We start from the raw sequence: 14,029 nt of genomic DNA, 5'->3' as shown, positions 1-14,029 counted from the left end.
GAGATGTTCGTACATGCGCGCCCCAACCGGGTAACTCAGTCATGGGACACCAATTCAGCGTGCTCAATGATGGGTTAATCCTGGTCGAAGTAATAGCGCCTATATACGTGCTTGCTCAGGAGGTCGACTCGGCGGCGAGCCTGCCGAGGGTGTCGTTCAGCTGGTGCTCGGTGACGAGCGGGAACTTGACCTTCTCGAGCAGCTTCTTGTCGGTGACCTTCGACCAGTCGTAGGTGTGGCGCACCAGCGTCTCGTTCGGACCCTGGGACTCCAACTCCCACAGCCATTCCCACCCGGGCGGCTCGGTGCCGGCGGGGGCGGTCTGCCATGCCAGCAGCTTGTCCTTGACGTAACCGGTGACATGGTTGTCGGTCTTGTAGTCGCCGCCCATGTGGTCGCCCGACATGTTCATCGTGAACACGTCACCGACCTGCTGGATGCGATCGGCGTGGTCCACGCCGCGGATGAAACCCGAACCGTCGAGCGCCTGATGCCGCTCGGGATTGGAGAGGACGTCGAACACCGCGTCGACGGGCGCCTCGATCGTGCGTTGGACAGTGACCTGTGTGCTCTCGTTGTCGCTCATGACACAACACTGCCGAAACTTCGGGCACTCGGCAACGTCCGACCTCAACTCAGCGCGCGACCGCCCACGTCCCCAGCGCGGCGATCGTGGCGGCCACGGCCGCGGTGCCCGCGACCCCGACCACCGAGCCGGTGAGGGTGACGATGATCAGCACCTCGGCGCCCACGACCAGCCAGGTGCCGAGCGCCACGCGCGTCCGGTCGCGCGCGATCGCCGACAGCAGAACGACCTGCAGGACGGCGAGCGCGGCGCCGACGTAGGCGAAGAGCCACAGGATCGGCACCAAGGCGTCGTAGCCGTCCCCGAAGACGAACGGGACGACCGGGCCGGCCGCGCCCGCCAGCACGGTCAGGACGACCCCGATCCCGGCGACCACCGTCACCGCCTGACGCAACGAGGCCGACGACCGTGCGGGGTCGGCGAGGCGCGGATAGAAGACGACGCCGATCGCCTGCGGGAGCCAGAAGGCCACCTTCGTCGCGATCGCCCCGAGGGCGTACACCCCGACCTCCTCGGCGTCGAGGACCCGGGGCGAGAGCAGCAGGTCGATCGACGACGCGACGATCAACACCAGCTGGACCTGCGACGCGCGGACCACGCTGAGTACCCCGGCGGCTCCCGACGGCGCCCGCCCCGGCCGTCCGGCCCGTGACATCGACCAGACCACGAGCCAGACGACGGCCGCCGACGCGGCGGCACCCAGCGTCCCGGCCAGCAGCCCACCGGCCGGTCCGGCGCCGGCGGCGAACGCCCCGATGATCGGCATCGATCGTGCGACTCCGACAACGGCCAGCACCCAGGACAGCGCCCGGAACTCGCCGCGCCCCTGCAGAATCCCCTGACCTGCCGCGATGAGCGCCAGCAGCGGCGCCGAGGCGAGTGCCGCGGCCGTCGTCGCGACGTCGGTGCGCAACAGCAGCGCGACCAGCGGGGTGGCGACGACGGTGAGGACGACGACCCAGCACGTCGTCACCACACCCAGTGCGCGGAGCCGTCCCTCGTCACCGCCGAGCACGACCTCCCGGGCGATGACGTTCTGCAGCGCCATCGCCGGCACACCCAGTACGAGCATCGCCGACAGCAGCACCGCGAACTCGCCGTATTCGCTGACGTCGAGGAAATGCGCACTCGCGACGAGGTGCACCACGTACATGCAGACGTTGGCCACCATCGACCCGATCGCCACCGACCCGACGGCGCCGACCGTGCCCGTCGTCCGACGCGTCTGCTGCATGGACCAAGTGTGCCGACTACGCCGCCGCGGTCTCGCGCGGGGCGGGCGCGAGGTGCCGCGCGGGACTTCCGTGATGCGCCGCGCGGGACGCGCGTGCCGGGTTTTGCACGGGCAGTCGGGCATAGGCAACGATGGGAAGGCTGTTGCCGAGCGCGGGTCCCCCCGATCGCGCGTGTCCACCGGACCGAGAGACCGTGATGTACGACGACAACCCCACCTACGACGCCGAGTCGACCGACATCGGTTCGCGCATCGACCCGGTGCTGGCCCGGAGCTGGCTGCTGGTCAACGGCTCCCACTACGCCAAGTTCGAGCCGGCCTCGCGTTCGCGCGCCGACATCGTCGTGCTGGACATCGAGGACGCGGTTGCTCCGAAGGACAAGGTCGCCGCGCGCGACAACGTCGTCCGTTGGCTCGGGCCGAAGGAGGGCGCGGCCGGCCCCGGCGCCGGAGACTGGGTTCGCGTGAACGGATTCGGCACACCGTGGTGGGCCGATGATCTCGAGGCGCTGTCGCAGACCGGCGTCGGCGGGGTGATGCTGGCGATGGTCGAGTCCGTCGACCACGTCACCGAGACCGCCAAGCGACTGCCCGGTCTGCCGATCGTCGCGCTCGTGGAGACCGCGCGCGGGCTGGAACGCATCAGTGAGATCGCGGCCACCAAGGGCACGTTCCGTCTCGCGTTCGGTATCGGGGATTTTCGCCGCGACACCGGCTTCGGCGAGAACCCGCAGACCCTGGCCTATGCCCGTTCGCGTTTCACGATCGCCGCGAAGGCCGCCCACCTGCCGAGCGCCATCGACGGCCCGACGGTCGGGTCGAGCGCGCTCAAACTCAGTGAGGCGACCGCGGTCAGCGCCGAGTTCGGCATGACCGGCAAGATCTGCCTCACCCCGGGCCAGTGCGCGCAGGTGAACGAGGGACTGTCCCCCTCGCAGGACGAGATCACCTGGGCGCGCGAGTTCTTCGCCGAGTTCGAGCGCGACGGCGGCGAGATCCGCAACGGCTCCGACCTGCCGCGGATCGCGCGGGCGACCAAGATCCTGGATCTGGCGCGGTCGTACGGCATCACCGAATCCGACTACGACGACGACCCGGTGCACGCCCCCGCACCCTCGGATACCCACCACTTCTGATCGGCTCGCCGCGGTGACTCCCCGACGACTGCTGCCGGTCCTGTACGGCACCGGTGTCGCTGCGGCCGCGGTGATCCTGGCGCCGCTGCTGCCGGGTCTGACCGGGGCCGGCGACCGGTACCTGCTGTATCGCGATGCGGTGTCCACGCCGCGCACCCATGTCACGGACACCACTCTCGGGATCGGTGACCTGCCGCCTCGCGCCGTGCCGCAGGACTGGTTCCTCGCGATGGTGAGCACCGTCGTCGACGGTGGGATCGTCGTGCTGGCGGTCCTCGCCGCGGCCCTGGTGTGCGCGGGCGTCGGGTACGGACGTCTGGCAGCGCGCCTGGTCCCGGGCGCCGGGCGCACCGGTGCCGCGGCGGCCACGCTCGCCTCGGTGTGGAATCCGTTTGTCGCCGAACGTCTTCTCCAGGGTCACTGGAGCCTGCTGGCGGGTTATGCGGCACTGGGGTGGATTCTCGTCGCGGTTCTGGATCTGCGGGAACGCCCGGACGCCGTCCGGTTCTCACAACTGGGCGGACTGTTCGCGGTCGCAGGCTTGACCCCCACTGGTTCTGTCCTCGCCGTGATCACTCTGGCGACGGCGCTCGTGGCCCGTCCGATCGGTCTGCGACCCACGGTGGCCGTCCTCGCGCTCTGGCTCCTCAGCACACTGCCGTGGTTGCTGACGGCTTCCATCTCCGACGCCCCGACCACGTCCGCGGCGGCCGGGGTGGAGGCATTCGGTCTGCGGTCCGAGCCGTGGCTCGGCCCCGTGGGTACGGCCCTGTCGCTGGGCGGGATCTGGAACGCCGATGCGGTGCCGGCGAGCCGGAGCATCGGGTGGGCCGCGGTGGCCACCCTCGGCCTGCTCCTCGTCGTCGCGGTCGGTGCCGGTCACCTGTGGCGTCGTCGCACGGAGTCGGACCCGCTGGTGCGGGCCATCGCCATCCTCGCGGCGGTGACCGCGATCATGTTGGTGCTGAGCACTTTCGGACCGGTCCGCACCGGCCTGGGGTTCGTCGTCGAGCACGTCGGCGGCGGCGGACTCCTCCGCGACACGCAGAAGTTCGCCGCACTTCTCGTCCCGGCGGTCGCGGTGTGTATGGCAGCGGCCGTGGCAGCGGCGAGACGTCGGGTCCCGTCTGGTTTCGCGTTCGCCGCGGTCGCACTCCTCGCGGTCGCGCCGCTCCCCGACCTGGCGTGGGGGGTCGGTGGTGCGGTGCGCGCGATCGACTATCCCGACGAGTGGCGGCAGGTCGCCGAGATCGTGCCGCCGGACCGGGGTTCGGTCGCCCTGTGGCCTCCCGGCACGGTGCGCGAGTACCCCTTCGCGCGCGATCCGTCGCTCGATCCCGCCGCACGGATGCTGCGGGCGCCGGTCGTCGAATCCGGTGAACTCCGAGTGGACGGCGAGGTGATCGACCCGGCCGGGGAGCATGCCGCAGCGGTGACGCGGGAGCTGGAGTCCGGCGGGTCACCGGTAGCGCTCGCCGAGCTCGGCGTCGGGTGGGTGCTGGTCGAGAACGGTTCTCCACCTGGCCAACTCGCGGACTCCGGACGCCTCGTGTTCGACGGGCCGTCCCTGATTCTGTATCAGGTGAGCGACGCCGCGGATCGGTCCGCGGACGCCACCGACCGTGCGATCGCCATCGGTGCGCACCTCGTGTGGGCCGCGTTGCTCATCACCGGCCTCGTCGGTCTCGGCGTAGGTGTGATCAGCGGCGCGGCTCGGACAGCACGGCGTCGAACGTCGCCATGAACCCGTCGCAGGTCGCCGACCACGAGTAGCGACTCGCCGTGGTCTGCGCGTTCCGGCCGAGTCGATGCGCCTCGTCCGGATTGTCGATGAGTTTCCTCGTTGCGCTGGCCAGTTCGTCGACACCGTCGACGAGGAGCCCGGTGCGCCCGTCGTCGATGGAGTCGGCGAGTCCGGCGGCGCTGCGGTAACCGATCGTCGGGACACCGTGCTGGGCGGCTTCGACGACCGCGAGGCCCCATCCCTCCTTGCGCGACGGCATGAGGTGGACCCGGGCCCGGGCGAGCAGTTCGTGCTTGCGGCGTTCGTCGACGTGGCCGTGGAAGGTGACCGCGTCGGTCACCGCGAGTTCGGCTGCGGCGCGGTGCAATTCGTCCGACCACCAGCCACCGCCGATGACATCGAGACGGGCGTCGACACCGTCGCGACGCAGCCGGGCGAGTACGGTCAGCGCGTCCTCGACCTGCTTGTGGGGCACCAGCCGCGACAGCACGCAGAGCCGTACCGGCACACCGGGAGTCGACGCCCCGGTGCGCGCGGGCGCCTCGATACCTTGAGGTACCGGATCGATCCCGTTGCGCACGACCGCGATCCGCCCGGCATCGACCCCCAGCGCGACGAGTTCGGACTTGGACGGCGTCGAGACCGTGACGTATCGGTTGCGCCGATGGACGCGCGGCGAGACCCGCGACTCGAGGAACCACCCGATGTGGCCGAGCAGACGGCCGGCGACCGGCCACTGCTCGCGATGACAGTGATGGACGAGGACGACCGTCGGAGCCGGTGAGACGAGCGACGAGAAGAACGGGACACCGTTCTGGGTGTCCACGACGACGTCGGGGCGGCACCCCGCCAGCGGGCCGAACCCGAGCCGGCCCGCGACGATGGTCGCGAGCATGAGCGGATACACGCTGATCCGACCGCCGGCGCGGAAGAACCGCATGCCGTCCCGGTGCTCGTGGCGCGGCGCCCCCGGGTACGCGGACGTGAGGAAGGTGACGTTCGCGCCGCGTCGAGCCAGTTCGGCGCCCACCCGTTCCAGGTAGGTCTCGCTGCCGCCGCCCTGCGGGTGGCGGGTGTCCCGCCAGCACAGGAGCAGGACGTTCGACGGTGTGCGCATGGTGTCCGTCAGCCTACCGACCACGCCGTGAGCACCGGAATCCGCCGCGCGACCGCCCGGCGAGGAACCTGTCGCCGAGACACCCCACTAGAGTGACCCGACGATGACGACTTCACTTCCCGGCGGCGCGCGGATGGCCCGGCTCGCCACCCTGCGACGCGCCGCGGGACTGCTGAACGACTTCCGCTACGAACAATCCGATCCCGCGCGCTTCTACGGAGCGCTGGCCGGCGACACCGCGGACATGGTCGAGGCGTTCGTCCCCGACATGGGCGGATCGGTGGTCCTCGACGTGGGCGGCGGTCCCGGATACTTCGCCGACGCCTTCCGGGCCCGCGGCGCGCACTACGTCTCCGTCGAACCCGATCCCACCGAGATGCATGCCGGTGGGCTCGAGCATCGCGGATCGGTCCGCGGCTCCGGCCAGGCCCTGCCCTTCGCCGACGGATGCGTCGACGTCTGCCTGTCGTCGAACGTCGTCGAGCACACCCCGACGCCGTGGGAGATGGCCGACGAGATGCTGCGGGTGACCCGTCCCGGCGGCGTCGTCATCATCAGCTACACACTCTGGTGGGGGCCGTTCGGCGGCCACGAGATGGGCCTGACGCACTATCTCGGCGGCCATCGGGCGGCCCGGCTGTACACCCGACGCCACGGTCATCCGCCCAAGAACCTGTACGGCACATCGCTGTTCGCGGTCTCCGCCGCCGACGGGCTGCGCTGGGCCCGATCGGCGACCGGTGCCGGGCGCGCCGACCTCGTCGCGGCATTCCCCCGCTACATCCCGCGCTGGATGTGGTGGGTCATGCGCGTGCCGGTGCTCCGCGACGTGCTCGGCACCAACCTCGTGCTCGTCCTGCGTCGACTTTGAAGTGCCGTCCGCGACCGAGGTCGAGAGACCCTTCGTGACGCTCGCAAGCTCGCTCCTCAGGGAGCGGGTTCAGTCCCCTGATCGCTACTCGGCGGCGAGGTCCGCGGTGCAGTTGAGGGTGCCGCCCTGACTGGTCGCGGCGGCCAGCTGTTCGCCGTCGGCGAGGATGGCGCACGACACCGGTCCGCGGATCACGATGGCCGACATGCTCGCGCGGGTTCCCTCGAGCTGCACCCGCTGGGACCACGGCGAGCCGATCGCCGGGATCACCGTCGGCGATCCCTGGCCGCGCGTGAACGTCAGTGCGACGACGTCCCCGTTTCCGGTCAGCTGGTAGGTGATCGTCCCGGAGCGCTGCGTCGTCGTCGTGGTCGACGTCGTCTCCTCGGTGGTCGGGGTGCTCGACGACGTCGTCTCGCTCGTCGTCGCCGGAGCACTCGATTCGGTGGTCGACGATGACGCCGCGCTGGTGGAGTCGCCGTCGCCGGAGCGGGTGACCAGCACGACGACGAGACCCAGGACCACGAGCGCGATCAGGGCGACCAGCGCCAGCCCGATGGTCCGGCCCTTCGACCCGGAACCGCGGGGCGGTTCGCCACCGGCCGGCGCGTCGTAGGGCGAAGCAGCATAGGGCGACGCGCCGGTGTACTGGGGGTCGCCATACCGGGGTTCGGTGTAGGGACCCGGATACGGCTGTCCCGGCTGATGCGGTTCGGTGTACGGACCTCGATAGGGCTGACCGGCCTGGTGCGGTTCCGTGTACGGACCCGGGTACGGCTGTCCGGGCTGCTGCTCGGTGTAGGCCTGCGACGGCGGTGCCGACGGGTCGAAGTCCGGATCGAACTGACGGGTCTCCGGCGGATCGTTCCGCGGATCGTTGGGATCGCCCTCTGGTGGTCGGGTCATGCGGACGATTCTGTCATCCCGGGTCGATCCCCGACCCGACCACCACGAGCCTGTGTCAGATGTCGGCGATCGCCTCGAGCGGTCCGGTGCGCGCCGCTCGGACGGCCGGCCACAACGCGGCCAGCACCCCGACGACCGCCGACGCGATCAGCGTGATCGCGATGAGCGACCACGGGATCACCGGCGCACCCAGACCCCACTCGGCGAGCGTGCGCACCAGCGCGACGCCGATGGCGGTCCCGAGGAGCACACCCAGCACTGCGCCGAAGATCGAGATCAGCACCGATTCGAGGTAGATCGAGCGTCGCACCTGGGCTCGGATCATGCCGATCGCGCGCAACATCCCGATTTCGCGTTTGCGTTCGACCACCGACAGCGCGAGCGTGTTGATGATGCCGAGCACCGCGATCAGCAGTGCCAGCCCGAGCATCGCGTACAGCGTGCCGAGCATCTGATCGATCTGCGACGAGATCTGGCCCTTGAACTGATCCCGGTCCTGGATCTGCACCGTCAGGTAGTCCGACGTCGCATTCTCCAGATCGGTGCGCAGGGTCTCGAGGTCGGTGCCCGGCGCGGCGTTCACGAAGAGCGTGACATTGACCCGCGCGAAGGGCGGGACCAGTTTCTCGTAGACGTCCGGACCCACGACCCACGGTTGCAGCGCCTCGTTGTCCGCGTAGACGCCGGCGATCGGGACCTGGACCTGCTCGCCCGTTGCGGAGGTGAACGTGACCACGTCGCCACGCTGCCAGCCATTCGCCTTGCCGGTCCGTTCACTGATCAGCATCCCGTCGGCGGGCAGATCCGACGACGCGCCGTCCTGCATGTCCATCACGGTCACGCTGTTCAGCGGTCCGCCGAGCGCCGAGAACCCGGTCTCCGACTTGTCGTCGACCTTGGCCTGGACGATGCCGAACGACACCACCTCGGCGACGCCGGGCACACCGTCGATCGCCCCGGTCACCGCGGGCGGCAGCGGCGACTGGTTGGTGCCGGCCACGATGTAGTCGGCCGTGATGCCGGCGTCGACGGCGTCGTCGACCGTGCCCTTGAACGACTGTCCGAGGGTGCCGATGATCGCGACCAGCATCAGCCCGAGGGTGAGTGCGAACGCCGTCGCGGCCGAACGCCGCGGGTTGCGGACCGCGTTGGTCCGGGCAAGGCGCCCGATCATGCCGAAGGGCGCACCGATGACCCGGCCGAGCACGCTGACGAACGGGCGCGCGATCGCCGGGCCGATGAGGACGGCCGACAGGACCGCGCCCGCGGCGCCGGCGCCCACCGTCACCGCCGGGCCGGCACCTTCGCCCATCGCACCGACCACGATCGCGGCGATCGAGGCAACCCCGATGACCGCGCCGATGATCGTGCGGTTGCGCAACGAGGCCGACCCCTCGGCGGCCGATGCGCGCATGGCCTCCACGGGCGGCACCCGGGCAGCTCTCGCCGCCGGCACCCACGCACTGACCATCGTCACCACGACGCCGACCAGGATGCCGGCGAGGATGGCATCCGGACCGATCGCCAGCTCACCGTCCGGGAGGCCCGATGTCGCACTGGTGATGGCCTTCAGGGCGGCCGCCAGCCCGATGCCGATGGCGAGGCCGAGCGCACCACCGAGGACACCGACCACGAAGGCCTCGAACAGCACCGAGCGCGAGACCTGGCGCTGGCTCGCGCCGACCGCCCGGAGCAGCGCGAACTCCCGATTCCGCTGCGCGACGATCATCGAGAACGTGTTGTAGATGATGAACGTGCCGACGACCAGACCGATCGCGGCGAACGCCAGCAGGATGTACTGGAAGATCTGCAGGAACTCGTTGACCTGCGCCTTCTGGTCCTCGCGGACCTGGTCGCCGGTGCGGACGTCGTAGAGATCGGCGTCGGCGCCGAGTGCGGAGATGATCCGTTCCTGCAACTGTTCCGGGGTGACCCCGGCGACGGCCGACATGTCGACGACGCCGACGTGCTCACCGTCGGTGAACAGGCGGGCCGACGTCGCGGCGTCGAACTGGGCGTTCACATAACCGCCCGTCGAGCTGGGCGCGTCGACGAGACCCACGACGGTGACCTCGAGTGGCTCCGAGTTGCCCTGCCCGACGACGATCTTCGTCTTCGACCCGGCCTTCAGCCCCGCGGCCTCGGCCGCCGAGGTGTTCAAGACGATCTCGCCGGCGTTCTCGGGGCCGCGTCCACCCGGCAGGATCCGCGACTCGTCCGGGTCGAGCGCCTCCGCCTGCGGGATGTAGGTGCTGCCCACGCTCGGGGCGCCACCGGTCTGGATGGCCTTGCCGTCGGAGTCGGCGACCGTGACCAGGCCGTTGTTGTTGACGACGAGTTTGTCGATGCCGAACTGGGCGCGCTGGTCGCGGAGCTGGTCCACGATCGTGTTCGGCACACCCGGTGACTGCTGGTCGGCTGGGGTCACCTCGACCGCGACACCCTGCGCCGCACTGTCGAAGATGTCGTTGAAGGCCTTCGAGATGGACCCGGTGAACACGATCGACCCGGCCACGAACGAGGTCCCGAGGACGATCGAGAAGAGGGTGAGGAACAGCCGGAGCTTGTGTGCGCGCAGGTTCCGTAGCGAGACCCGGCGCATCACCGTGGAGGACGCCACGGCTCAGAGCGCTTCGGCGGTGTCGGGCGCAGGCACGTTGTCGAGGTTCTTCATGACCTCGAAGACGTCGTCGGCCGAGGGCCGGGAGAGCTCCTGCACGATCTGGCCGTCGGCCAGGAACACCACTCGATCGGCGTACGACGCCGCGCGCGGATCGTGGGTCACGATGACGACGGTCTGCTTGAACTCGTCGGTCGCCGCCCGCAGGATCGACAGCACCTCGCCCGAGGAGCGGGAGTCGAGGTTGCCCGTCGGCTCGTCGCCGAAGATGATCGACGGCTTCCCGATCAGCGCACGAGCACAGGCCACGCGCTGCTGCTGGCCGCCGGACAGTTCGCTCGGCAGGTGTCCGAGCCGGTCGGTGATCCCGAGTCGGGCCACCACGGCGTCGAACCACTCGGTGTCGACGGTGCGGCCGGCGATGTCGACCGGCAACGTGATGTTCTCCTTGGCCGTCAGCGTCGGCACGAGGTTGAACGCCTGGAACACGAAGCCGATGCGGTCGCGACGCAGCATCGTCATCGCCTTGTCCGACAACGCGGTGAGATCGGTGTCGCCGATGAACACCTTGCCGTCGCTCGCGACGTCGAGACCGGCGAGGCAGTGCATCAGGGTGGATTTGCCCGACCCCGACGGGCCCATGATGGCGGTGAACTCACCCTCCCGGAACGAGATGGAGACGCTCTTCAGTGCCTCGACGGCGGTGTCGCCGACGCCGTACCGCTTGGAAAGGTTGTCTGCCCCGGCAGCAACCGCGTGCTTCGGCGTCCCGGAATCATCGCCACCGTCGTCTCGAGCGGCCACATCAGTCGTCGTCATGCCCTCAACGGTGCCAAATCCTGCGCCGGTTGGCCATCAGGTAACACCCTGACCCCACCCTGACGGCAGTGACGTTGGGCACTGCCGACCCTTCGAAACGTGTCCTCCGCAAGCTCCGGACACTCCTCAGGGAGCGTCTCCACCTGCTCCCTGAGGAGCGAGCTTGCGAGCGTCACGAAGGGTCTTGGTGAGCCGGGTTGCGAAGACCCTTCGTGACGCGCCCTCCGCAAGCTTCGGACGCTCCTCAGGGAGCAGTGGGGTGGCGGCCTCCGCAAGCTCCGGGCGCTCCTCAGGGAGCAGTGGGGTGGGTCGTTCCTTCGATTCAGGGGCGGGTCACTTCGGGATCTGGACTTCGAACGAGTGGAGGCGGTTGGGCGATCCGACGTTGTCCGACACCACGAGAAGGGTGCGGGTGCGGGTCTTCGCGAACGGGTTGTCGGGGTGCCAGTTACCCCAGGCGAGTCCCGACATGTTGCCGGTGAGCAGGTGCGGCGTCGCGGTGGTCGAGAAGATCCGACGCTTGGTCATCGCCTTCTCCCGTCCGCTCAGCTTCTTCTTGTTCGTCACCGAGGTGGCGCCCCGGGTCGTCGTCCAGAAGATGTTCGACAGCTTGCCCGGGCCACGTTCGAGCACGAGGAAGTCCGTCGAGTTGATGGCCAGCACATCGGCGGCCACCTTGTTGGCGTCGGTGCGATAGACGAACTCGCGATTGGTCTTGCCGAAGGTCAGCAGACGGGCCGATCGTGCGGCGTCCTGCCGGAGTCCGCCGGCGGTCAGGACGCTGACCTGGCCCTGGGGTCCGACGGCCACGCCGGTGAGTCCGCGCTGGCCTGCCAGACCCGACTTCGACGACGGACGCCAGACCGAGGGGAGCGGAAGGTCGCGGAGGACCTGTCCGATCGGCCCGATCTGCCGGACGAACTGGTTGTTGCCGCCGCTGACGACCGTGTAACCGCCCGCGGACTGGCGGATGCCCTCGAACTGGGCCTGTCCGGGCAGCAACGGGAGGAACCACGGGCCGAGGACCGTGCCGCCGCCGTTGATCCGCGGCTGTCCGATGAAGGACGCGGTCACGGAGGTGTACCCGATCGACGCCGTGAAGAACCGGGCCGGAAGCACGTCCTCGGCGATCATCACGTAGTTGCCGTTACCGGTCCGATCGATGCCGGAGATCCGATTGACGGTGGGAAGCCCGTTCCCGATCGTCGTCGAATCCGTGAAGAACGCCGTGACCCCGGCCCCGGAAGACGGTGTCGCCGAAGCCGGTTGGACCGCGATCGACGACCCCAGTACCAGCACGCAGGCAGCGGCGACCGAGGCGCCCCACAGACGTAGTTTCATGAGGGGCACGATACCTCAACCGTCACTTCAGACCCATCCGTACGTTCAGCCCCGGAACCGCGCAGCAAGGCCGCGTCAGGCCAGGCGCTGCTTCAGACCGTCGAGCTCGTCGCGCAACGAGCTCGGCAGCTTCTCGCCGACGAAGTCGAACAGCTCCTCGATGGACGGGATCTCCTCGCGCCACTCGTCGGGCTTGAAGGCGAGCGCCTCCGCGACGTCCTCCGCAGGCACGTCCAGACCGCTGACGTCGATCGACTCCGGCTTCGCGACGATGCCGATGGGGGTCTCGACACCCTCGGCCTCACCCTCGATGCGCTCGATGATCCACTTCAGCACGCGGCTGTTCTCGCCGAATCCGGGCCACAGGAAGCGCTTGTCGTCGCCCCGACGGAACCAGTTGACGTAGAACACCTTCGGCAGCTTCGACTCGTCGGCATTCTTGCCGATGTTCACCCAGTGCTGCAGGTAGTCCCCGACGTGGTAGCCCATGAACGGCAGCATCGCCATCGGGTCGCGGCGCACGGTGCCGACCTTGCCCTCGGCAGCAGCGGTCTGCTCGGAGCCCACGGTGGCGCCCATGAAGACACCGGTCTGCCAGTCGCGGGCCTCCGTCACCAGCGGCACCGTGGTCTTGCGGCGGCCGCCGAACAGGATCGCCGAGATCGGCACGCCCTTCGGGTCATCCCACTCGTCGGCCAGCGACGGGCACTGCGAGATCGGGGTGCAGTAGCGCGAATTCGGGTGCGCGGCCTTGTGATCGGACTCCGGTGTCCAGTCGTTGCCGAGCCAGTCGGTGAGGTGCGCGGGCGCCGGGCCGTCGATGTCCTCCCACCAGATGTCGCCGTCGTCGGTGCGAGCGACGTTGGTGTAGAGGGTGTTTCCGGCCTCGATGGTCTTCATCGCGTTCGGGTTCGAGTCGTAGCTGGTGCCGGGAGCGACACCGAAGAAACCGAATTCGGGGTTGATCGCGTACAGCCGGCCGTCCTCGCCGAAGCGCATCCAGGCGATGTCGTCGCCCACGGTCTCGGCCTTCCAGCCGGGGATCGTCGGCTGGAGCATCGCGAGGTTGGTCTTGCCACAGGCACTCGGGAACGCGGCGGCGATGTAGTACACCTTGTTCGCCGGGCTGGTCAGCTTGAGGATCAGCATGTGCTCGGCCATCCACCCCTCGTCGCGGGCGATGACCGAGGCGATGCGCAGGGCGTAGCACTTCTTGCCGAGCAGCGCGTTGCCGCCGTAGCCCGATCCGAACGACCAGATCTCGCGGGTCTCGGGGAAGTGGGTGATGTACTTCTCGGTGTTGCAGGGCCACGGCACGTCGGCCTGGCCGTCCTCGAGGGGCGCACCGACGGAATGCAGGGCCTTCACGAAGAAGCCCTCCTCGCCCAGGATCTCCAGGACGCGGGGGCCGACGCGGGTCATGATCTTCATCGACAGCACGACGTACTCGGAGTCGGTGATCTCGACACCGAGCTTGGGATCGTCGGAGTCCAGCGGGCCCATGCAGAACGGGATGACGAACATCGTGCGGCCGCGCATGCTGCCGCGGTAGAGCTCGGTCATCGTCGAACGCATCTCGGCGGGATCGACCCAGTTGTTGGTCGGGCCGGCGTCCTCTTCCTTCTCCGAGCAGATGTAGGTCCGCGACTCCACAC

Annotated in this window: 11 protein-coding genes; 3 read left to right on the top strand and 8 right to left on the bottom strand. The window is 69.2% G+C overall.

Annotated features, from left to right (window positions below; translation table 11 throughout):
* Positions 1-115: 115 nt before the first annotated feature.
* Together ACFVHY_RS07050 and ACFVHY_RS07045 are read right to left on the bottom strand one after the other, a co-directional pair.
* Entirely contained in the window at positions 116-586 is a 471-nt protein-coding gene (locus ACFVHY_RS07050) for an SRPBCC family protein (protein WP_390270089.1), read from the bottom strand.
* Positions 587-635: 49 nt separating this feature from the next.
* Positions 636-1,820 carry a polysaccharide biosynthesis protein gene (locus ACFVHY_RS07045; protein WP_390270086.1) on the bottom strand — a complete coding sequence of 395 codons (1,185 nt, stop codon included), beginning with the start codon at positions 1,818-1,820 and terminating at the stop codon, positions 636-638.
* Positions 1,821-2,017: 197 nt separating this feature from the next.
* Between ACFVHY_RS07045 and ACFVHY_RS07040 the strand changes: the two genes are divergently transcribed.
* Positions 2,018-2,956 carry an HpcH/HpaI aldolase/citrate lyase family protein gene (locus ACFVHY_RS07040; RefSeq protein WP_390270382.1) on the top strand — a complete coding sequence of 313 codons (939 nt, stop codon included), beginning with the start codon at positions 2,018-2,020 and terminating at the stop codon, positions 2,954-2,956.
* Positions 2,957-2,969: 13 nt separating this feature from the next.
* Positions 2,970-4,700, top strand: coding sequence for a hypothetical protein (locus tag ACFVHY_RS07035; RefSeq protein ID WP_390270083.1), 1,731 nt, complete (start codon positions 2,970-2,972; stop codon positions 4,698-4,700).
* Here the strand turns inward: ACFVHY_RS07035 and ACFVHY_RS07030 are convergent.
* Complete coding sequence (locus ACFVHY_RS07030; protein ID WP_390270081.1) at positions 4,657-5,817, bottom strand: glycosyltransferase family 4 protein; 1,161 nt, start codon at positions 5,815-5,817, stop codon at positions 4,657-4,659. The two genes, ACFVHY_RS07035 and ACFVHY_RS07030, sit on opposite strands and share 44 nt — an antisense overlap.
* Before the next feature lie 103 nt (positions 5,818-5,920).
* On the opposite strand from ACFVHY_RS07030, the gene ACFVHY_RS07025 reads away from it, so the two are divergent.
* Complete coding sequence (locus tag ACFVHY_RS07025; RefSeq protein ID WP_390270078.1) at positions 5,921-6,688, top strand: class I SAM-dependent methyltransferase; 768 nt, start codon at positions 5,921-5,923, stop codon at positions 6,686-6,688.
* An 84-nt stretch (positions 6,689-6,772) separates the two neighbouring features.
* Here the strand turns inward: ACFVHY_RS07025 and ACFVHY_RS07020 are convergent, their stop codons facing one another.
* The 5 genes from ACFVHY_RS07020 to ACFVHY_RS07000 all read right to left on the bottom strand — a co-directional run.
* Positions 6,773-7,594: a hypothetical protein gene (locus ACFVHY_RS07020; protein ID WP_390270075.1), complete on the bottom strand. Its 822-nt coding sequence runs from the start codon at positions 7,592-7,594 to the stop codon at positions 6,773-6,775.
* A 55-nt stretch (positions 7,595-7,649) separates the two neighbouring features.
* Entirely contained in the window at positions 7,650-10,196 is a 2,547-nt protein-coding gene (locus ACFVHY_RS07015; protein WP_390270379.1) for an ABC transporter permease, read from the bottom strand.
* A 21-nt stretch (positions 10,197-10,217) separates the two neighbouring features.
* Positions 10,218-11,033 carry an ABC transporter ATP-binding protein gene (locus tag ACFVHY_RS07010; RefSeq protein ID WP_277243527.1) on the bottom strand — a complete coding sequence of 272 codons (816 nt, stop codon included), beginning with the start codon at positions 11,031-11,033 and terminating at the stop codon, positions 10,218-10,220.
* A 333-nt stretch (positions 11,034-11,366) separates the two neighbouring features.
* The gene (locus ACFVHY_RS07005; protein ID WP_390270071.1) at positions 11,367-12,374 is read right to left on the bottom strand and encodes an esterase-like activity of phytase family protein; all 1,008 of its coding nucleotides are present in this window, start codon (positions 12,372-12,374) and stop codon (positions 11,367-11,369) included.
* A 75-nt stretch (positions 12,375-12,449) separates the two neighbouring features.
* The coding region (locus ACFVHY_RS07000; RefSeq protein ID WP_390270068.1) for a phosphoenolpyruvate carboxykinase (GTP) at positions 12,450-14,029 on the bottom strand (1,580 nt) is incomplete at its 5' end.

Source organism: Gordonia sp. NPDC127522 (assembly GCF_042672305.1).
GTDB classification, from domain to species: Bacteria; Actinomycetota; Actinomycetes; order Mycobacteriales; family Mycobacteriaceae; genus Gordonia; species Gordonia hongkongensis.
The sequence above is the reverse complement of the archived record's forward strand: the minus strand, read 5'-3'. Positions and strand labels throughout refer to the sequence as shown.

What these genes read in the sequence shown, in the direction of transcription:
- ACFVHY_RS07015 (WP_390270379.1), bottom strand. Translation starts at nt 10,196, where the DNA reads ATGCGCCGGGTCTCGCTACGGAACCTGCGCGCACACAAGCTCCGGCTG.
- ACFVHY_RS07040 (WP_390270382.1), top strand. Translation starts at nt 2,018, where the DNA reads ATGTACGACGACAACCCCACCTACGACGCCGAGTCGACCGACATCGGT.
- ACFVHY_RS07030 (WP_390270081.1), bottom strand. Translation starts at nt 5,817, where the DNA reads ATGCGCACACCGTCGAACGTCCTGCTCCTGTGCTGGCGGGACACCCGC.
- ACFVHY_RS07010 (WP_277243527.1), bottom strand. Translation starts at nt 11,033, where the DNA reads ATGACGACGACTGATGTGGCCGCTCGAGACGACGGTGGCGATGATTCC.
- ACFVHY_RS07045 (WP_390270086.1), bottom strand. Translation starts at nt 1,820, where the DNA reads ATGCAGCAGACGCGTCGGACGACGGGCACGGTCGGCGCCGTCGGGTCG.
- ACFVHY_RS07025 (WP_390270078.1), top strand. Translation starts at nt 5,921, where the DNA reads ATGACGACTTCACTTCCCGGCGGCGCGCGGATGGCCCGGCTCGCCACC.
- ACFVHY_RS07050 (WP_390270089.1), bottom strand. Translation starts at nt 586, where the DNA reads ATGAGCGACAACGAGAGCACACAGGTCACTGTCCAACGCACGATCGAG.
- ACFVHY_RS07020 (WP_390270075.1), bottom strand. Translation starts at nt 7,594, where the DNA reads ATGACCCGACCACCAGAGGGCGATCCCAACGATCCGCGGAACGATCCG.
- ACFVHY_RS07005 (WP_390270071.1), bottom strand. Translation starts at nt 12,374, where the DNA reads ATGAAACTACGTCTGTGGGGCGCCTCGGTCGCCGCTGCCTGCGTGCTG.